We start from the raw sequence: 17,672 nt of genomic DNA, 5'->3' as shown, positions 1-17,672 counted from the left end.
CCCTAGGCAACCGCCCTGTCAGCCGCTACATTGCGTAGCTTGTGCCTGCCGTCCAGGTACCGTGTCACCCTCTTTTCGAATACATGGAATCCGCAAAACCCCATCATGGACCCTTCCCCTGGTTTTACCTTCGCGTCTCTGTTCGCCGACTTCGGCATGATTGTCTTCGCTCTGCTCCTGGTCCTGCTCAACGGCTTCTTCGTGGCCGCCGAGTTCGCCATGGTCAAGCTGCGCTCGACCCGGGTCGAGGCCATCGCCCACAAGAACGGCTGGCGCGGGCAGATCCTGCGCACCGTACACAGCCAGCTGGACGCCTACCTGTCGGCCTGCCAACTGGGCATCACCCTGGCCTCCCTGGGCCTGGGCTGGGTCGGCGAACCGGCCTTCGCCCACCTGCTGGAACCCCTGCTGGGCGCCGTCGGCGTCAACTCTGCGGAAGTGATCCGCGGCGTATCCTTCTTCACCGCGTTCTTCATCATTTCCTACCTGCACATCGTGGTCGGCGAACTGGCGCCCAAGTCCTGGGCGATCCGCAAGCCAGAGCTGCTGTCTCTGTGGACGGCGGTACCGCTGTACCTGTTCTACTGGCTGATGTACCCGGCCATCTACCTGCTCAACGCCAGCGCCAACACCATCTTGCGCATCGCCGGCCAGGGCGAGCCCGGCCCGCACCACGAGCACCACTACAGCCGTGAAGAGCTCAAGCTGATCCTGCACTCCAGCCGTGGCCAGGACCCCAGCGACCAAGGCATGCGGGTACTGGCCTCGGCGGTGGAGATGGGCGAGCTGGAAGTGGTGGACTGGGCCAACTCCCGGGAAGACCTGATCAGCGTCGAGTCCACGGCGCCGCTCAAGGAAGTCCTGGCGCTGTTCCGCCGCCACAAGTTCAGCCGCTACCCGGTCTACGACAGCGAGCGCAACGAGTTCGTCGGCCTGCTGCACATCAAGGACCTGCTGCTGGAACTGGCGGCGCTGGACCATATCCCGGCGTCGTTCAACCTGGCCGAGCTGACCCGCCCGCTGGAGCGGGTATCGCGGCACATGCCGTTGTCCCAGTTGCTGGAGCAGTTCCGCAAGGGCGGCTCGCACTTCGCCCTGGTGGAGGAAGCCGACGGCAAGGTGATCGGCTACCTGACCATGGAAGACGTGCTGGAAGTGCTGGTCGGTGACATCCAGGACGAACACCGCAAGACCGAACGCGGCATCCTCGCCTACCAGCCGGGCAAGCTGCTGGTACGCGGCGACACCCCGCTGTTCAAGGTCGAGCGCCTGCTGGGCATCGACCTGGACCATATCGAGGCCGAAACCCTCGCGGGCCTGGTGTACGAGACCCTGAAGCGGGTGCCTGAAGAGGAAGAAGTGCTGGAAGTCGAAGGCCTGCGCATCATCATCAAGAAGATGAAGGGGCCGAAGATCATCCTGGCCAAGGTCCTGATGCTCGACTGATCGAGCCCGCACCGGCCGGCTCCCGTGCGAGCCGGCCGGCCATTGCCTGCCCTATTTGTTGCCCAGGGCGAAGTTCGGCAAGCCCCCCAGGGGTTGGTCGAACTGATAGGGAATCGACACCAGCCCCAACCCGGTATTGCGCTGCACCACGAAGTGCAGGTGCGGCCCGCTGCTGTTGCCGGTATTGCCCGACAGCCCCAACGGGCTGCCCACCGCCACCCGCTGGCCCTCGCGCACGCTCACCGACCCTTGCTTGAGATGCAGGTACACGCCCATGGTGCCGTCGTCGTGCAGCACCCGGACGAAATTGCCGGCCGGGTTGTCGCCCCGACCGTTCTGGGCGTTCTCGGTCTTGACCACCATTCCGCCTCGGGCCGCGATGATCGGCGTGCCCACCGGCATGGCGATGTCCATCGCATAACGGCTCTTGGGGCTGGAATGGCTGTACTGGCCGTTGGCGCCCTGCGTCAGGCGAAACGGCCCGCCCCGCCAGGGCAAGGGGTAGCGGTAGGCCTGCACGGCTCCCCCCGGGTCGCCCAGGGAGTAACGAAACCTCGGAACATAGCTCAAGGGCTGGTCGGCCCGGATCGCCGTCAAGAGCGCCAGGCGCTGCCTGCTGCGGGCCGGCAGCACCCGGCGGATCGGTTGCGCCGGCGCGCCGCTGACGTTGTGCAGGCTGGCGAACCCCAACTCCACCTCCACCGGCCCATGCAGGTCGTTGCGCACGTACAGTGCATCCACGCCCCTGTGCTTCTGGATATCCAGCCGCACCTGGCGCTCCAGGTGTTCCTCCATGCGATCGCGGAACACGAACGCCTGCGCTCCCGGCGAGGGTCGGTCGCTGTAGGACACCACCCCGTCGGCATCGACGGACTTGTAGACCGTCATCGCCGCCAGCGAGCTGGCGACCATGGACAAGCCGCAGAGGAACAGCAGGCGTACGAACATTGAGCAGTTTCTTGGCAGGGGAGAAACCATGCTAGCAGCCTGATATGGAGCTTGTATGAATCAGGCGGGTGCCAGGGGGACCCTGCCGCCCACGCCGAGGCGGATCTCCACCCCCACCTGCGCGGCCTCGCAGAGGTTGACCAGCGCATCGAGTGAGAACTTGTTGATCCTGCCGCTAAGCACATCGTTGAGCCGGGGCTGGGTGATATTGAGGCGCTTGGCCGCCTCCTTCTGCGACACCCCCCAGGCCTGCACGGTCTTGCCCAGTTCCAGCATCAGCTTGGCCCGCAGGCGCATGTTGGCGGCCTCCTGGGGGGTGGCTTCAAGGGCATCCCAGACACTGGTAAAGCGCTGGTTGATCTGTTGGTCAGTCATGGCGTGAACCTGCTTGCTGAAATCTGGCACGGGCCAGCTCGATATCCCGCGCTTCGGTCTTGCGGGTGGTCTTGCGCACCGCGTGCAACACATAGATGGCTGCAGGCCGCCTGACCACATAAAACACCCGAAACGCCCCTGAATCTTCATGAATCCTGATTTCGAAGACACTCGGACCGATGGCTTTCACCGGCCTGCAATCGTAGGGCTGTTCGCCCTGCTGCAGCAGATCCAGCTGAAACCCGGCAGCCCGACGGGCATCTTCAGGGAATGCCCTGAGATCCCGCAGCGCGCTCCCGACAAACACCACATCCTTGTGCCTGGGCATCGAACTTCTCCTGTCAGTGACCAGGAACAAGGCTAATCAAGACTGCCAGGGCTGGCCGCACGGGGTTGTTTCAAGGCATGGCTGCAAAAGGTGAATCAGGTAGAGCGCCTCCTGCAATTTATATCCAAATAGATATAAAGCAAGTACAGGACAATTAATCAGACGTACGGTGGAAGGTGGCGGGAAGAACGGCCAAGCCCTGTGGCCAGGGGGTTACAGCCGAAGGTGCGGGTTGTTGGCGGGATCGGGGGATAACGCAGCCGCCAGCCTGGGCGACTGGCAGAAATTCGGCGTGGGAAAGTGTTTTCAGCAGATTTGCGCTTCGCTGCAGGAGCTTGCGAGCCCCTGCAGCGAGCGACCGGCGAGGATCAGCCCGCGCCTGGAACGAAGTGCTTCTGCGCGGTGCCGCGGGCGATCAGGCGCGAGATGTAGTCCAGCTTCTGCGCATCCTGGTCGACGAAACGGAAGGTCAGCTGCAGCCAATCGCTGTCGGGCTTCGGTTCGTGCGCCACCACCGCATGCAGGTAGCCATTGAGCCGCGCCACTTCGGCGTTGTCGCCCTGCTCCAGGTCCAGTACCGCGCTGTCCAGCACCTGCGGCAGGTTTTCGGTGCGCTTGACCACTAACAGCGCTTCCTTGATGCTCAGGGCCTTGATCACGCAAGGCTGGGTGCCGCCAGGCAAGCGCAGTTGGCCTTGGCCACGGCCGCCACTGGCGGCAGCGGCGGCGGCAGGTGCCTTGACCGGTGGGCTATTGAGCAGGCCACGCGATGGCGCCGCAGCCGGGGCTGGTGCAGCGGCTACCGGAGCGGCTGGCCGGGCTGCCGGGGCGACCACCTCGGCCTTGCCACCGGTCAGGGCGCTCAGCGAATCGTTGCCAAAGGCGGAGTTCATCTTGGTCGGCGCGCTGTTCATCAGGGTGTCGAGCTTGCCGACCTTGTTCAGCGCCTGCTTGACCTTGGTCAGCAGCTGTTCGTTGGTGAAGGGCTTGCTGACATAACCGGAAACCCCGGCCTGGATCGCCTGCACCACGTTTTCCTTGTCGCCCCGGCTGGTCACCATGACGAACGGCATGGCCTTGAGCGCTTCCTGGCCACGGCACCAGGTCAGCAGTTCCAGGCCGGACATTTCCGGCATTTCCCAATCGCACAGGACCAGGTCGAAGGCTTCGCGGGCGAGCATCGCCTGGGCCTTCTTGCCGTTGACCGCGTCTTCGATCTTGATGCCCGGGAAGTAGTTGCGCAGGCACTTCTTCACCAGGTCACGAATGAACGACGCGTCGTCCACCACCAACACACTTACCTTACTCATCGACCACCCCTCTAAAAATCCCGGCAAGCATAACGCTGGCTGATGGCACTTTGCCAAAACTCTTCAGTCACGCCGGGACTTTTCGTTCGCGGGTGCTGCTTTTCGAATTCAAGGGCCGTAAACAAAAACGCCCGGTCAAAAGGCCGGGCGCTCTTCTCGGGCAATCTTAATTATCGTCAGCTTCACCCGGAACATTAGCGGATTCGCCAGCCGGTCCTTCAACTTCTTCCTTCATGCGCTTGAGGCCCAGGTGGCGCACATCGGTGCCACGCACCAGGTAGATCACCAGCGCGGAGATGTTGCGCGCGTGGTCGCCGATACGTTCCAGCGAGCGCAATACCCAGATGATGCTCAAAACCCGCGAGATAGAGCGCGGATCTTCCATCATGTAGGTGGCCAGCTCGCGCAGCGCGGTCTTGTACTCGCGGTCGATGATCTTGTCGTACTGGGCCACCGACAGGGCCAGCTCGGCATCGAACCGGGCAAAGGCATCCAGCGCGTCACGCACCATGTTGCGGACCTGGTCGCCGATATGCCGCACCTCGACGTAGCCACGCGGGGCCTCGCCCTCCTCGCACAGCTGGATGGCCCGGCGGGCGATCTTGGTGGCTTCGTCGCCGATGCGCTCCAGGTCGATCACCGACTTGGAGATGCTGATGATCAGGCGCAGGTCGGAAGCCGCAGGCTGGCGCCGGGCGAGGATGCGCAGGCACTCCTCGTCGATGTTGCGCTCCATCTGGTTGATCTGCTCGTCGATCTCGCGCACCTGCTGGGCCAGCCCGGAGTCGGCCTCGATCAGCGCGGTGACGGCGTCATTGACTTGCTTCTCCACCAGCCCGCCCATGGCCAGCAGGTGGCTGCGCACTTCCTCGAGCTCGGCGTTGAACTGCTGGGAGATGTGGTGGGTCAAGCCTTCCTTCGAAATCATCGTGTTCGCTCCGCGAAAGTTGCAAGCTTCAAGCCGCAAGCTTCAAGCAGTTAAATATTGATCCGGATATCGCCTACCGCTTCTGTCTTGCCGCTTGTAGCTTGCGGCTTGCAGCTGCTCCTAGCCATAACGTCCGGTAATGTAGTCTTCGGTCTGCTTCTTGGCCGGGTTGGTGAACAGGGTGTCGGTGTCGCCGAACTCCACCAGTTTGCCCATGTACATGAACGCGGTGTAGTCCGAGACCCGCGCCGCCTGTTGCATGTTGTGGGTCACGATGACGATGGTGAACTTGGACTTGAGCTCGTAGATCAGTTCCTCGACCTTCAGGGTCGAGATCGGGTCCAGGGCCGAGCAGGGTTCGTCCAGCAGCAGCACTTCCGGTTCCACGGCGATGGTGCGGGCGATCACCAGGCGCTGCTGCTGGCCACCGGACAGGCCCAGGGCCGAGTCGTGCAGGCGGTCCTTGACCTCATCCCACAGCGCCGCGCCCTTGAGCGCCCACTCCACGGCTTCGTCGAGCACGCGCTTCTTGTTGATGCCCTGGATGCGCAGGCCATAGACCACGTTCTCGTAGATGGTCTTGGGGAACGGGTTGGGCTTCTGGAACACCATGCCCACCCGGCGGCGCAGCTCGGCCACGTCCTCGCCCTTGCGGTAGATGTTGTTGCCGTACAGGTTGATGGCGCCTTCCACGCGGCAACCGTCCACCAGGTCGTTCATGCGGTTGAAGGTGCGCAGCAGGGTCGACTTGCCGCAGCCGGACGGGCCGATGAAGGCCGTCACGCGCTGCTTGGGAATGTTCATGCTGACATCGAACAGCGCTTGCTTCTCGCCGTAGAACAGGCTCAGGCCGGGCACTTCGATCGCCACGGTTTCCTGCTCCAGGCTCAAGCTCTGCTTGTCGCGACCCAGGGCGGACATGTTGATGCCGTGGGTATGGGTTTCGTGTTGCATGAGTCTCACTCCGTTCGTAGCTGCAAGCTTCTAGCTGCAAGCCGCAAGTTTTGAGCAAAAGCGGCTTGTAGCTTGCCGCTTGTGGCTAATGGCTTTAGCTGTCCAGCGCCTTGTACTTCTCGCGCAGGTGGTTACGTATCCATACCGCCGACAGGTTGAGCACGGCGATCACCAGCACCAGCAGCAACGCGGTGGCGTATACCAGTGGCCGCGCGGCCTCGACGTTGGGGCTCTGGAAGCCGACGTCGTAGATATGGAAGCCCAGGTGCATGATCTTCTGGTCCAGGTGCAGGTACGGGTAGTTGCCATCCACCGGCAGCGACGGCGCCAGCTTCACCACCCCCACCAGCATCAGCGGCGCCACTTCACCGGCGGCACGGGCCACGGCGAGGATCATGCCGGTCATCATCGCCGGGCTGGCCATGGGCAGGACGATCTTCCACAGGGTCTCGGCCTTGGTCGCGCCCAGGGCCAGGGAGCCTTCGCGCACGGTCCGCGGGATCCGCGCCAGGCCTTCCTCGGTGGCCACGATCACCACCGGCACCGCCAGCAGCGCCAGGGTCAGGGACGCCCAGAGCAGGCCCGGGGTACCGAAGGTCGGCGCCGGCAGTGCCTCTGGGAAGAACAGGCGGTCCAGGGACCCACCCAGCACGTAGACGAAGAAGCCCAGGCCGAACACGCCGTAGACGATGGCCGGTACGCCCGCCAGGTTGTTCACGGCGATGCGGATCACCCGGGTCAGGGCGTTCTGCTTGGCGTATTCACGCAGGTAGACCGCCGCCAGCACGCCGAACGGCGTGACGATCATGGCCATGATCAGGGTCATCATCACAGTGCCGAAGATGGCCGGGAAAATCCCGCCCTCGGTGTTGGCTTCCCGTGGGTCGTCGCTGAGGAACTCCCAGACCTTGCTGAAGTAGAAGCCGACCTTGGTGAAGGTGCCCATGGCGTTCGGCTGGTAGGCATGCACCACCTTGCCCAGGCCGATCTCCACTTCCTTGCCGTTGGCATCGCGGGCGGTCAGGCTGTCGCGGTTGAACTGGGTATGCAGCTCGCTCAGGCGGGCCTCGATGTCCTGGTAGCGGGCGTTGAGTTCGGCGCGCTCGGCATCCATATCGGCCTGGGCGGCGGCGTCCAGCTTGCCACCCAGCTCCAGCTTGCGACCGTGCAGGCGGATGCGCTCCAGGCCGGCGTTGATCGCGCCGATGTCGGACTTCTCCAGGGTCTTGAGTTGGGTCGCCAGCTTGTTCACCCGGTCGATCCGCGCCTGCAGCTCGGGCCAGGCGGCTTCGCCCTCGGCGACCACCTTGCCGTTTTCCTTGACGTTGACCAGGTAGCCGTAGAAGTTGCCCCACTCACGGCGCTCGATGGCCATCAGTTCCTTGGGGTAGCTCTGGTTGGTCAGCCACTCGCCGACGATCCACGTGAAGTCGCTGCCGTTCAGGTCGCGGTTGCCCACCTTGAGCAACTCGCGGGTCATGAACTCGGGGCCCTGGTCGGGCACCGGCAAGCCGGCACTTTTCAGGCGGGCCCGGGGCACTTCTTCCTTCTGCACCACTTCACCGACGACCAGCTGATTGGCCTGGCCGGGCACGTCGTAGCGGGCATGCAGCAGGTCCGCCGGCCAGAAGTGGCCCAGGCCGCGCACGGCGATCACCGCCAGCAGGCCGATGGTCATGATGACCGCGATGGACACCGCGCCACCGCTGATCCAGACGCCGGGGGCGCCGCTCTTGAACCAGTCTTTGAGGGAGTTCTGTTTCACAGACTTCTACCTTTCTTAAAGCGACGAGTATTTCTTGCGCAGACGCTGACGGATCAGCTCGGCGAGGGTGTTCATGATGAAGGTGAACAACAGCAATACCAGCGCCGAGAGGAACAGCACGCGGTAGTGGCTGCCGCCGACTTCCGACTCCGGCATTTCCACCGCGACGTTGGCCGCCAGGGTGCGCAGGCCTTCGAACAGGTTCATTTCCATGACCGGGGTGTTGCCGGTGGCCATCAGCACGATCATGGTCTCGCCCACGGCGCGGCCCATGCCGATCATCAGGGCCGAGAAGATGCCCGGGCTGGCGGTGAGGATCACCACGCGGGTCATGGTCTGCCATGGGGTGGCGCCCAGGGCCAGGGAGCCCAGGGTCAGGCCCCGGGGCACGCTGAACACGGCGTCTTCGGCGATGGAGTAGATGTTCGGGATCACCGCGAAGCCCATGGCCAGGCCCACCACCAGGGCGTTGCGCTGGTCGTAGGTGATGCCTAAGTCGTGGGAGATCCACATGCGCATGTCGCCGCCGAAGAACCAGTTCTCCATGAACGGGCTCAGGTACAGCGAGAGGAAGCCGACCAGGATGATCACCGGGATCAGGATCGCGCTCTCCCAGCCGTCCGGCACCTTCAGGCGCAGGGACTCGGGCAGGCGGCTCCAGGTGAAGCCGGCCACCAGGATGCCGATCGGCAGCAGCACCAGCAGGCTGAAGATGCCCGGCAAGTGGCCTTCGACATAGGGCGCCAGGAACAGGCCGGCGAAGAAGCCGAGGATCACCGTCGGCATCGCCTCCATCAGTTCGATCACCGGCTTGACCTTGCGGCGCATGCCGGGGGCCATGAAGTAGGCGGTGTAGATCGCCGCGGCCACGGCCAGCGGGGCCGCCAGCAGCATGGCGTAGAAGGCGGCCTTCAAGGTGCCGAAGGTCAGCGGCGACAGGCTCAGCTTGGGCTCGAAGTCAGTGTTGGCCGCCGTGGACTGCCAGACGTACTTGGGCTCGTCGTAGTTCTCGTACCAGACCTTGCTCCACAGCGCGCTCCAGGACACTTCCGGATGCGGGTTGTCCAGCACCAGGGGTTGCAGCTTGCCACCGGCCTCGACGATCACCCGGTTGGCCCGCGGCGACAGGCCGAACAGGCCCTGGCCGTCCACCACCTGGTCCACCAGCAGGGTGCGGTGGGCGGTGCTGTGGAAGACCCCGAGCTTGCCGGCGGCATCCAGCGCGACGAAGCCCTTGCGGCGCTCTTCGGCGGTGATCTCGACGATGGGCGCGGTGCCCATCTGGAAGGTGCGGATCTGCTTCAGACGCAGCTCGCCGTCCGGGTCGCGGGCCATGAACCACTGGGCCAGGCCACCCTTGGAAGTACCGATGATCAGCGAGATGCCGCCCACCAGCTGGGCACTGGCGGTGACTTCGGTATTGGCGTCTTCCAGCAGCTTGTAGCGACCATTGAGGCTCTTGTCGCGCAGGCTGAAGACGTCGGCCTGGGCACGGCCGTTGATCACGTACAGCCACTGCTGGCGTGGGTCGATGTACATGGCCTTGACCGGTTCGGTCATCTGCGGCAGGTCGATAGCGCTCTGCTCGCTGGTGACCTCGCCGGTCATCATGTTTTCTTCGCGCGAGAGCTTCAGCACATGCAACTGCGAGCCAGTGGAGCCGGCCAGCACCAGCGAGTTATCGCTGGCGTTGAGGTTGACGTGTTCCAGCGAGCCGCCTTCTGCGTTGAGGGTGATCGGGGCTTCGCCGTAGGGGTATTCGATCGCCGGGGAGATGGTCTTCTTGCCATCCGGGTAGCTGACTTTATAGGTGTGGCGGAACACCAGGGCCTGGCCGTTGGACAAGCCGACCACCACCATGGGGATACCGGGCTGGTCCTTGCCGATGGAGGTGACGCGGGTGCCCGCCGGGATCGGCAGGTCGATCTTGCGCAGCTCGGCGCCGCTATCGATATCGAAGAACAGCGCCTGGCCCTTGTCGGAAACGCGCATGCCGACCTGGTTCTGCTCTTCCAGGGAGAACATCAGGGGCTTGCCGGCGTCTTGCATCCAGGCGGGGGTCAGGGGGGCCTTGGAGGTCAGCTCGGCGCCCTGGAACAGCGGGGCGACGACGTAGGCCAGGAAGAAGAAGATCAGGGTGATCGCCGCCAGGACGGCCAGGCCGCCGACGAGGACGTACCAACGGGTCAGGCGGTCCTTGAGCGCACGGATGCGGCGCTTGCGTTGCAACTCAGGCGTATTGAAGTCAATGCGCTTGGGGGGAGAAGTCGTAGTCATGGTGGAATTGGCCAGATCGTTCATGCGCACACCCTAGCGATCCTGTATGACAGAAAGATGACAATGCAGTGACGCAACAAATCCGCCGCGTGGCAGGGCCTGCAGCGGACAGAAAATGGAGGTGGCAGGAGCCGGCCGGGGTGGTTGACCCAAAGGCCGGCTGCTGCGAAAAGGTCCGGCCGGGCCGGACCTTCGGCGGCGGTTTATGCGCCTTCTTTCAGACCCAGGTCAGCCAGGGCCTTGGCGGCGACTTTGGCTGGCAGCGGGATGTAACCGTCCTTCACGACCACTTCCTGACCCTGCTTGGACAGGACCAGTTTCACGAACTCGGCTTCCAGCGGGGCCAGAGGCTTGTTCGGGGCCTTGTTGACATAGACGTACAGGAAGCGCGACAGCGGGTACTTGCCGTTCAGGGCGTTTTCTTCGGTGTCTTCGATGAAGTCGCTGCTGCCTTTCTTGGCCAGGGCCACGGTCTTCACGCTGGCGGTCTTGTAGCCGATGCCCGAGTAGCCGATGCCGTTCAGCGAGGAGCTGATGGACTGCACGACCGAAGCCGAACCTGGCTGCTCGTTGACGTTAGGCTTGTAGTCGCCTTTGCACAGGGCCTCTTCCTTGAAGTAGCCGTAGGTGCCGGATACCGAGTTGCGACCGAACAGCTGCACTGGCTTGTTGGCCAGGTCGCCCTTCACGCCCAGGTCACCCCAGGTCTTCACTTCTTCCTTGGCACCGCACAAGCGGGTCGAGGAGAAGATCGCGTCGACCTGTTCCATGGTCAGGTGCTGGATCGGGTTGTCCTTGTGCACGAATACGGCCAGGGCGTCCACGGCAACCGGGATGGCGGTTGGCTTGTAGCCGTACTTCTGTTCGAAGGCCGCCAGCTCGGTGTCCTTCATCTTGCGGCTCATCGGGCCCAGGTTGGAGGTGCCCTCGGTCAGCGCGGGTGGCGCGGTGGCGGAGCCAGCGGCCTGAATCTGGATGTTTACGTTCGGATATTCTTTCTTGTAGTGCTCGGCCCACAGGGTCATCAGGTTGGCCAGGGTATCGGAACCGACGCTGGACAGGTTGCCCGACACACCAGTGGTCTTGGTGTAGCTCGGGATAGCAGGATCGACAGCGGCAACCGCATGGGCAGTCGCAACGCCAGCGGCGACGAAGGTCATTGCCGCCATCAAACGCTTCAGTTTCATGCCTTACTCCTAGCAGATAGGGTGTGTTAAGTCGGGGCCAAGTATCTGTAGGCCGTGTGAACACTCTATGTCCGGAATATGACAATTAGATGAAAGGCCAGCATCGCGACACCCGCGAGCCGGCCTTTTTTTCACCTGCGCCGCCGGGCGCCGTTCATGCAGGTGCGGCTGGTTTCAGCGACCCTTTTTCCACAGGTACAGCCCCGACAGCAGGCCGATGCCGCAGATGATCGCCACGTAGTAGGCCGGGGCCATGGGGCTGCTCTTGAGCATCCAGGTCACCACCATCGGCGTCAGCCCGCCGAAGATCGCGTAGGCCAGGTTGTAGGAGAACGACAGGCCGCTGAAGCGCACCGCCGCCGGGAAGGCGCGGACCATCACGTAAGGCACCGCGCCGACGAGGCCGACGCACAGGCCGGTCAGGGCGTAGAGCGGGAACAGCAGGTGCGGGTTGTCTTGCAGCACGTGGTAGAAGACCCAGGACGAGGCCAACAACAGCAGGCTGCCGAAGACGAACACCCGCCCGGCGCCGAAACGGTCGGCCAGGCTGCCGAACAGGACGCAGCCCAGGCTCAGGAACACGATGGCCAGGCTGTTGGCCTCGAGGGCGGTGATGGCCGAGAACTTGTAGACCGTCTGCAGCACGGTGGGGGTCATCAGGATCACCACGATGATCCCGGCCGACAGCAGCCAGGTCAGCAGCATGGAGATCAGGATCGCGCCACGGTGGTCACGCAGCACCGCCCGCAGCGGCAGCTCCTCGGCCAGGGCCTTGCGCAGTTGCAGCTCGGCGAATACCGGGGTCTCGTGGAGCAGGCGGCGCAGGTACACCGAGAACAGGCCGAATACCCCGCCCAGCAGGAACGGCACGCGCCAGGCATAGGCCGCCACTTCTTCCGGGGTATAGATGCTGTTGATAGCCGTGGCCACCAGCGAGCCCAGGAGGATGCCAGCCGTCAGCCCCGAGGTCAGGGTGCCGCAGGCGTAGCCGATGTGCCGCGCCGGTACGTGCTCGGAAACGAACACCCAGGCCCCTGGCACTTCGCCACCGATGGCCGCGCCCTGGATCACCCGCATCAGCAACAGCAGCACCGGTGCCCACAGGCCGATCTGCTCGTAGGTGGGCAACAGGCCCATGATCAGGGTCGGCACCGCCATCATGAAGATGCTCAGGGTGAACATCTTCTTGCGGCCCAGCAGGTCGCCGAAGTGGGCCATGACGATCCCGCCCAGGGGCCGGGCCAGGTAGCCGGCGGCGAAGATGCCGAAGGTCTGCATCAGGCGCAGCCATTCGGGCATGTCCGCCGGGAAGAACAACTTGCCCACCACGGTGGCGAAGAACACGAAGATGATGAAGTCATAGAACTCCAGCGCGCCGCCCAGGGCGGACAGCGAAAGAGTCTTGTAGTCGCTACGAGTCAGGGGACGGGCGGGAGGCGCTGCTTGCGCGGCGCTGGAGGGCACAGTGGTCATGGCAAGGGGCTTCTCTTATTAGTTGGTTCTGGAAGCCGCAACAGCTCTGGTTGGGGCCTGGCAGGTTCGGCACGATAGCAAATTGTTCGAATACCTACACAGCGACGCACAAATGACGCACAAAATTGCGAACCAGACGGGTCGTCGTGGAGTCTATCGACCGATATACTCGCAGGGCCCGGCGCGCAAAGCCGCTCCCGGCAAGGGTTGTTGTGCGAAAACGTCGTTGTACTCGTGACCGCCGGCAACCGCCCGGCGCCAGCAAGACCAGACAGGAACACCAGTGCATGCCCCACCCCAAGTGCCCGGCGCGCAATGCTTCTTCCTGTGCATGAGCAGCCGGTTTCGCAGAGTTTCCCGCTAGCACGCCTTCGAAAGAACGTGACGAACGTAGTATGTTCGGGCTGAATCGTTTTTCCTGAAGACGGCTATTCACCTGAAGTACCCATGAAGCGTCACGGGTCAGAGGCCCCTCGGCATGATAGAGCTCGAACAAGAAGATCCAATCCCGCAAGGCGACCTGGCCCTGCAAATCACCGCCCTGCCACGTGAAACCAACGGTTTCGGCGATATTTTCGGCGGCTGGCTGGTGGCCCAGATGGACCTGGCGGGCACCGCCATGGCCAGTCGCGTCGCCGGTGGCCGGGTAGCCACCGTGGCCATCGATCGCATGGCATTCCTGGTACCGGTGGCCGTCGGCGCGCAATTGTCCTTCTACACCCAGACCCTGGAGATCGGCCGCAGCTCGATCCAGATGATGGTGGAAGTGTGGAGCGACGATCCGCTGTCCAGCGAGTGGCGCAAGGTCACCGAGGCGGTGTTCGTGTTCGTCGCCATCGACGGCAGTGGCCGTACCCGCTCGGTGCCGCCCAGGGCACGTTGAACCCGCAGGCTGCCTGGAAGTCCATGGCAGCCCAAGCCTTCTGAACGAGAACCGCCATGCCTACGCCCCACGTTGAAACAGTACAACTGGACCAACTGAACTGCTGGCGCATCCGCCACGGCGATGCCGAACTGCTGGTGGCCCAGCAGGGCGCGCACATCCTCAGCTACCAGCTGGCCGGGCAACCGCCGCTGATCTGGCTGAACGAAGAAGCGCAGTTCAAGACCGGCAAGAGCATCCGCGCCGGCGTCCCGGTGTGCTGGCCGTGGTTCGGCAACTTCGCGCGCAATCCACAGAGCGTCCAGGCCATGCGCCAGGGCGACGACGCGGCGCCGGCCCACGGCCTGGTCCGCGCCACCGACTGGGAACTGCAAGGCATCGAGAGCGAAGGCGACAGCCTGCTGGTGCGCTTGCGCCTGCCCTGCCCTGCCGGAGGTTTTCCCGGCTGGCCGCACCAGGTGGAACCCAGCTTGCTCATCCGCCTCGACCAGCAACTGCACATCAGCCTGACCAGCCATAACCTGGGCAATGAAAGCGTCAGCATCAGCCAGGCGCTGCACAGCTACTTCGCGGTCAGCGACGTGCGCCAGGTGCATGTCGAAGGTGTCGACGGGCTGGACTACATCGAGACCCTGGAAGACTGGACGACCAAGCGCCAGGCGGGCGACCTGCATTTTGCCGGGGAGACCGACCGTATCTACCTGGATACGCCGACGCAGCTGGATATCGTCGACCCGCAGTGGCAGCGGCGCATCCGCCTGGCCAGCCAGGGCTCGCGCACCGCAGTGATCTGGAACCCATGGATCGGTCGCGCCGCGCAGTTCAGCGACATGGCCGACGATGGCTGGCAGCGCATGCTGTGCATCGAGACCGCCAATGTCATGGACGACATCGTGACCCTGGCTCCCGGCGCCAGCCACACCTTGAGCGTGAGCATCGACAGCCTCGCGCCCTGACTACAGGCCATGGGGAAGGAGTCGCTCCTTCCCGCAGCCAACCCTCCTGTCGGCTACAAATCCGACTCCTGCACCACCCGCACCTTCGCCGCGTCCAGGGCGTAGGCGGCGTCCGCCAGATCGTTGCTGACCTTCTCGACCTTCAGGGTGCCAGTCACCCACAGCGGGGTGTAGATGTCATCGAGCTTGACGCCCTTGGGAAAGCGCACCAGCACCAGCTGGTTGGGCGGCGGCGGTGGTACGTGGATGCAGGCCCCCGGGTAGGGCACCAGGAAGAACAGCGTGCTGTGGCCCTTGGCATCGGCCTCCAATGGCACCGGGTAGCCACCGATGCGGATCTGCTTGCCATTCATGGCCGCCACGGTCTTGGTCGAATACATCACCGCCGGCAGGCCCTTGCTCTGTTTCAAGCCACCTTTCTGGGTGAAGGTGCCGTTGGCTTCAGGCGAGTTGTGGTCGATTTCCGGCATCTGCTCCAGGGCTTTCTGGTCCGATTTGGGCATCAGTTCCAGCCAGTCGGTTTCCGGCAGTTCAGCAGCCTGGGCCAGGCCGCAGCCCAGCAGAACGAGGGTCAACAAGAGACGACGCATGAGGGTGGGGCTCGGTCAAAAGGAAAGGACGGAAGAAGGCGGGCATTCTAGTGCCCAAACCATGGGCTGCGTTGAAGTTTCAGATGAAGAAATCGCCCCCCTTCGCCCGAGCGGCGAAGGGGAGCTCGCGCACCGGCTCAGTTCTTCTTGATGAAGCCGTAGATCACCAGGAGAACGATCGCGCCCACCAGCGCACCGAAGAAACCGGCACCTTGGCCAGCCTGGTAGATACCCAGCGCCTGGCCGCCGTAGGTGGCCGCCAGCGAACCGCCGATACCCAGCAGGATGGTCATGATCCAGCCCATGCTGTCGTCTCCCGGCTTGAGGAAACGCGCCAGCAGACCAACGATCAAGCCGATGAAAATGGTTCCGATAATGCCCATGGCTGTTCCTCTGTAGGAGTGGGTAAACCAAAGCCTAGTCAGCGCCTTGGCATCCTGCTATCAGAGAACGGCGGGAAACGAAGGTTCCCGCCAGCCGGTGGATTTGTTACTTGGCGACCAGCGCCTGGACCTTGAGGATCTGCGCCTGCAGGGTGGCCTGGTCGGCGCAGCGCAGGTTGGCATGGCCGACCTTGCGCCCGGCCTTGAAGGCCTTGCCGTAGTGATGCAGATGGCAGTCGTCGATGCGGATCACCTGGTCCACCGGCGGTACTTCGCCGATGAAGTTGATCATGGCGCTCTCGCCCACCTTGGCGGTGGAGCCCAGCGGCAGGCCGGCCACCGCCCGCAGGTGGTTCTCGAACTGGCTGCACTGGCTGCCGTCGGTGGTCCAGTGCCCGGAGTTGTGCACCCGCGGGGCGATTTCGTTGGCCTTCAGGCCGCCGTCCACCTCGAAGAACTCGAACGCCATCACACCCACGTAGTCCAGTTGCTTGAGCACGCGGCTGGAATAATCCTCGGCCAGCGCCTGCAACGGGTGATCGCTGCTGGCCACCGACAGGCGCAGGATGCCGCTGTCATGGGTGTTGTGCACCAACGGGTAGAAACGGGTCTCGCCATCACGGGCACGCACGGCGATCAGCGAGACTTCGCCAGTGAACGGCACGAAGCCTTCCAGCAGGCATGGCACGCTGCCCAGCTCGGCGAAGGTGCCCTCGACATCGGCAGCGCTGCGCAGGACCTTCTGGCCCTTGCCGTCATAGCCCAGGGTCCGGGTCTTGAGCACCGCCGGCAGGCCGATGCGCGCCACCGCGGCGTCCAGGTCGGCCTGGGACTGGATGTCGGCGAACTCGGGGGTGGGAATCCCCAGGTCCTTGAACATGCTCTTCTCGAACCAGCGGTCACGGGCGATGCGCAGCGCCTCGGCACTGGGGTACACCGGTACGAATTGCGAGAGGAAGGCCACGGTTTCGGCCGGCACGCTCTCGAATTCGAAGGTCACCAGGTCCACCTCGTCAGCCAGCTGGCGCAGGTGGTCCTGGTCGCCGTAATCGGCCCGCAGGTGTTCGCCCAGGGCAGCTGCGCAGGCATCCGGCGCCGGGTCGAGAAAAGCGAAGCTCATTCCCAGCGGGGTTCCCGCCAGGGCCAACATGCGACCGAGCTGGCCGCCACCGATTACACCGATCTTCATCGTCAACGACCTCAGGCGACGCGCGGGTCTGGATTGTCCAGGACGCTGTCTGTCTGTTCAGCACGGAATTTTTTCAGCACCGCATGGAACTGCGGGTGCTTGGCGCCCAGGATGCTCGCCGAGAGCAGCGCGGCGTTGATCGCACCGGCCTTGCCGATGGCCAGGGTCGCCACCGGGATGCCGGCGGGCATCTGCACGATCGACAGCAGCGAGTCCACGCCCGAGAGCATCGAGGACTGCACCGGCACGCCCAGCACCGGCAGGTGGGTCTTGGCCGCACACATGCCTGGCAGGTGGGCCGCGCCACCGGCGCCGGCGATGATCACCTCGATGCCACGCGATTCGGCCTCTTCGGCATACTGGAACAGCAGGTCCGGGGTGCGGTGTGCGGAAACCACCTTCACCTCGTAGGGAATGCCGAGTTTATCCAGCATATCGGCGGTGTGGCTAAGGGTGGACCAATCGGACTTGGAGCCCATGATCACGCCAACCAGTGCACTCATCGTCGTGCCTCTTTCTCTCTGGGCGCCCACAGGCGCGTCAAAAAACAACAAGCCACGCAAAATGGCGTGGCTTGTTGTACGAATTCTGGCCAGGTAAACCGGCCGGAGGCCGCGCAGTATACCCAAAAAAATGTCCGCGACACACGTTCACCGACCACCTGCGACACCCTGGCCTTT

Annotated in this window: 17 protein-coding genes; 3 read left to right on the top strand and 14 right to left on the bottom strand. The window is 63.8% G+C overall.

Annotated elements, in window-relative coordinates:
* Nucleotides 1-105 precede the first annotated feature (105 nt).
* A complete protein-coding gene (locus H7A76_RS01190; RefSeq protein WP_185696841.1) occupies nt 106-1,446 on the top strand; it encodes a hemolysin family protein in 1,341 nt (446 codons plus the stop codon).
* A gap of 51 nt (nt 1,447-1,497) precedes the next feature.
* Here H7A76_RS01190 and H7A76_RS01185 read toward each other — a convergent pair whose 3' ends face one another.
* The 10 genes from H7A76_RS01185 to H7A76_RS01140 all read right to left on the bottom strand — a co-directional run bounded on the left by H7A76_RS01185 (nt 1,498) and on the right by H7A76_RS01140 (nt 12,982).
* Nucleotides 1,498-2,394: a peptidoglycan DD-metalloendopeptidase family protein gene (locus tag H7A76_RS01185; protein WP_185696840.1), complete on the bottom strand. Its 897-nt coding sequence runs from the start codon at nt 2,392-2,394 to the stop codon at nt 1,498-1,500.
* A 60-nt stretch (nt 2,395-2,454) separates the two neighbouring features.
* Nucleotides 2,455-2,769: a helix-turn-helix domain-containing protein gene (locus tag H7A76_RS01180; protein ID WP_185696839.1), complete on the bottom strand. Its 315-nt coding sequence runs from the start codon at nt 2,767-2,769 to the stop codon at nt 2,455-2,457.
* Nucleotides 2,762-3,097, bottom strand: coding sequence for a type II toxin-antitoxin system RelE/ParE family toxin (locus H7A76_RS01175; protein ID WP_185696838.1), 336 nt, complete (start codon nt 3,095-3,097; stop codon nt 2,762-2,764). The genes H7A76_RS01180 and H7A76_RS01175 overlap by 8 nt, the downstream gene beginning before the upstream one ends.
* 368 nt (nt 3,098-3,465) lie before the next feature.
* The gene (locus tag H7A76_RS01170; RefSeq protein WP_185696837.1) at nt 3,466-4,407 is read right to left on the bottom strand and encodes a response regulator; all 942 of its coding nucleotides are present in this window, start codon (nt 4,405-4,407) and stop codon (nt 3,466-3,468) included.
* 166 nt (nt 4,408-4,573) lie between these two features.
* Entirely contained in the window at nt 4,574-5,335 is a 762-nt protein-coding gene (gene phoU / locus H7A76_RS01165; protein ID WP_185696836.1) for a phosphate signaling complex protein PhoU, read from the bottom strand.
* Between the two features lie 120 nt (nt 5,336-5,455).
* On the bottom strand, nt 5,456-6,289 hold the full coding sequence (gene pstB, locus H7A76_RS01160) for a phosphate ABC transporter ATP-binding protein PstB (protein ID WP_016964959.1): 834 nt from the start codon (nt 6,287-6,289) through the stop codon (nt 5,456-5,458).
* A gap of 94 nt (nt 6,290-6,383) precedes the next feature.
* Nucleotides 6,384-8,054, bottom strand: a complete 1,671-nt coding sequence (gene pstA / locus H7A76_RS01155; protein ID WP_185696835.1) for a phosphate ABC transporter permease PstA — start codon at nt 8,052-8,054, stop codon at nt 6,384-6,386.
* Nucleotides 8,055-8,069: 15 nt separating this feature from the next.
* Nucleotides 8,070-10,355: an ABC transporter permease subunit gene (locus tag H7A76_RS01150; RefSeq protein WP_185696834.1), complete on the bottom strand. Its 2,286-nt coding sequence runs from the start codon at nt 10,353-10,355 to the stop codon at nt 8,070-8,072.
* 179 nt (nt 10,356-10,534) lie between these two features.
* Entirely contained in the window at nt 10,535-11,518 is a 984-nt protein-coding gene (locus H7A76_RS01145; RefSeq protein WP_022641895.1) for a phosphate ABC transporter substrate-binding protein PstS, read from the bottom strand.
* A gap of 174 nt (nt 11,519-11,692) precedes the next feature.
* Nucleotides 11,693-12,982 (bottom strand): MFS transporter, encoded by a 1,290-nt coding sequence (locus H7A76_RS01140; RefSeq protein ID WP_172681662.1) that lies wholly within the window; start codon nt 12,980-12,982, stop codon nt 11,693-11,695.
* A 487-nt stretch (nt 12,983-13,469) separates the two neighbouring features.
* Here H7A76_RS01140 and H7A76_RS01135 point away from each other — a divergent pair, with 487 nt between their 5' ends.
* Nucleotides 13,470-13,874, top strand: a complete 405-nt coding sequence (locus H7A76_RS01135) for an acyl-CoA thioesterase (RefSeq protein ID WP_003229628.1) — start codon at nt 13,470-13,472, stop codon at nt 13,872-13,874.
* 56 nt (nt 13,875-13,930) lie between these two features.
* Complete coding sequence (locus tag H7A76_RS01130) at nt 13,931-14,830, top strand: D-hexose-6-phosphate mutarotase (RefSeq protein ID WP_185696833.1); 900 nt, start codon at nt 13,931-13,933, stop codon at nt 14,828-14,830.
* A 53-nt stretch (nt 14,831-14,883) separates the two neighbouring features.
* Here H7A76_RS01130 and H7A76_RS01125 read toward each other — a convergent pair whose 3' ends face one another.
* The 4 genes from H7A76_RS01125 to purE all read right to left on the bottom strand — a co-directional run bounded on the left by H7A76_RS01125 (nt 14,884) and on the right by purE (nt 17,495).
* Nucleotides 14,884-15,420 carry a DUF3299 domain-containing protein gene (locus H7A76_RS01125; RefSeq protein ID WP_185696832.1) on the bottom strand — a complete coding sequence of 179 codons (537 nt, stop codon included), beginning with the start codon at nt 15,418-15,420 and terminating at the stop codon, nt 14,884-14,886.
* Nucleotides 15,421-15,557: 137 nt separating this feature from the next.
* Nucleotides 15,558-15,803, bottom strand: a complete 246-nt coding sequence (locus H7A76_RS01120; RefSeq protein ID WP_022641917.1) for a GlsB/YeaQ/YmgE family stress response membrane protein — start codon at nt 15,801-15,803, stop codon at nt 15,558-15,560.
* A 106-nt stretch (nt 15,804-15,909) separates the two neighbouring features.
* A complete protein-coding gene (locus tag H7A76_RS01115) occupies nt 15,910-16,992 on the bottom strand; it encodes a 5-(carboxyamino)imidazole ribonucleotide synthase (protein ID WP_185696831.1) in 1,083 nt (360 codons plus the stop codon).
* Nucleotides 16,993-17,003: 11 nt separating this feature from the next.
* The gene (purE, locus tag H7A76_RS01110) at nt 17,004-17,495 is read right to left on the bottom strand and encodes a 5-(carboxyamino)imidazole ribonucleotide mutase (protein WP_022641919.1); all 492 of its coding nucleotides are present in this window, start codon (nt 17,493-17,495) and stop codon (nt 17,004-17,006) included.
* Nucleotides 17,496-17,672 lie beyond the last annotated feature (177 nt).

The organism is Pseudomonas sp. MSSRFD41 (assembly GCF_014230245.1).
GTDB classification, from domain to species: domain Bacteria; phylum Pseudomonadota; class Gammaproteobacteria; order Pseudomonadales; family Pseudomonadaceae; genus Aquipseudomonas; species Aquipseudomonas piscis.
This window is presented reverse-complemented; position numbering and strand designations above follow the sequence as displayed.

Bases quoted from the DNA above. Each gene is read 5' to 3' on its own strand.
- H7A76_RS01150 (WP_185696834.1), bottom strand. From the start codon at position 10,355: ATGAACGATCTGGCCAATTCCACCATGACTACGACTTCTCCCCCCAAG.
- phoU (WP_185696836.1), bottom strand. From the start codon at position 5,335: ATGATTTCGAAGGAAGGCTTGACCCACCACATCTCCCAGCAGTTCAAC.
- H7A76_RS01125 (WP_185696832.1), bottom strand. From the start codon at position 15,420: ATGCGTCGTCTCTTGTTGACCCTCGTTCTGCTGGGCTGCGGCCTGGCC.
- H7A76_RS01115 (WP_185696831.1), bottom strand. From the start codon at position 16,992: ATGAAGATCGGTGTAATCGGTGGCGGCCAGCTCGGTCGCATGTTGGCC.
- H7A76_RS01190 (WP_185696841.1), top strand. From the start codon at position 106: ATGGACCCTTCCCCTGGTTTTACCTTCGCGTCTCTGTTCGCCGACTTC.
- H7A76_RS01130 (WP_185696833.1), top strand. From the start codon at position 13,931: ATGCCTACGCCCCACGTTGAAACAGTACAACTGGACCAACTGAACTGC.
- H7A76_RS01135 (WP_003229628.1), top strand. From the start codon at position 13,470: ATGATAGAGCTCGAACAAGAAGATCCAATCCCGCAAGGCGACCTGGCC.
- H7A76_RS01170 (WP_185696837.1), bottom strand. From the start codon at position 4,407: ATGAGTAAGGTAAGTGTGTTGGTGGTGGACGACGCGTCGTTCATTCGT.
- H7A76_RS01145 (WP_022641895.1), bottom strand. From the start codon at position 11,518: ATGAAACTGAAGCGTTTGATGGCGGCAATGACCTTCGTCGCCGCTGGC.
- pstB (WP_016964959.1), bottom strand. From the start codon at position 6,289: ATGCAACACGAAACCCATACCCACGGCATCAACATGTCCGCCCTGGGT.
- H7A76_RS01120 (WP_022641917.1), bottom strand. From the start codon at position 15,803: ATGGGCATTATCGGAACCATTTTCATCGGCTTGATCGTTGGTCTGCTG.
- H7A76_RS01180 (WP_185696839.1), bottom strand. From the start codon at position 2,769: ATGACTGACCAACAGATCAACCAGCGCTTTACCAGTGTCTGGGATGCC.
- purE (WP_022641919.1), bottom strand. From the start codon at position 17,495: ATGAGTGCACTGGTTGGCGTGATCATGGGCTCCAAGTCCGATTGGTCC.
- H7A76_RS01175 (WP_185696838.1), bottom strand. From the start codon at position 3,097: ATGCCCAGGCACAAGGATGTGGTGTTTGTCGGGAGCGCGCTGCGGGAT.
- H7A76_RS01185 (WP_185696840.1), bottom strand. From the start codon at position 2,394: ATGTTCGTACGCCTGCTGTTCCTCTGCGGCTTGTCCATGGTCGCCAGC.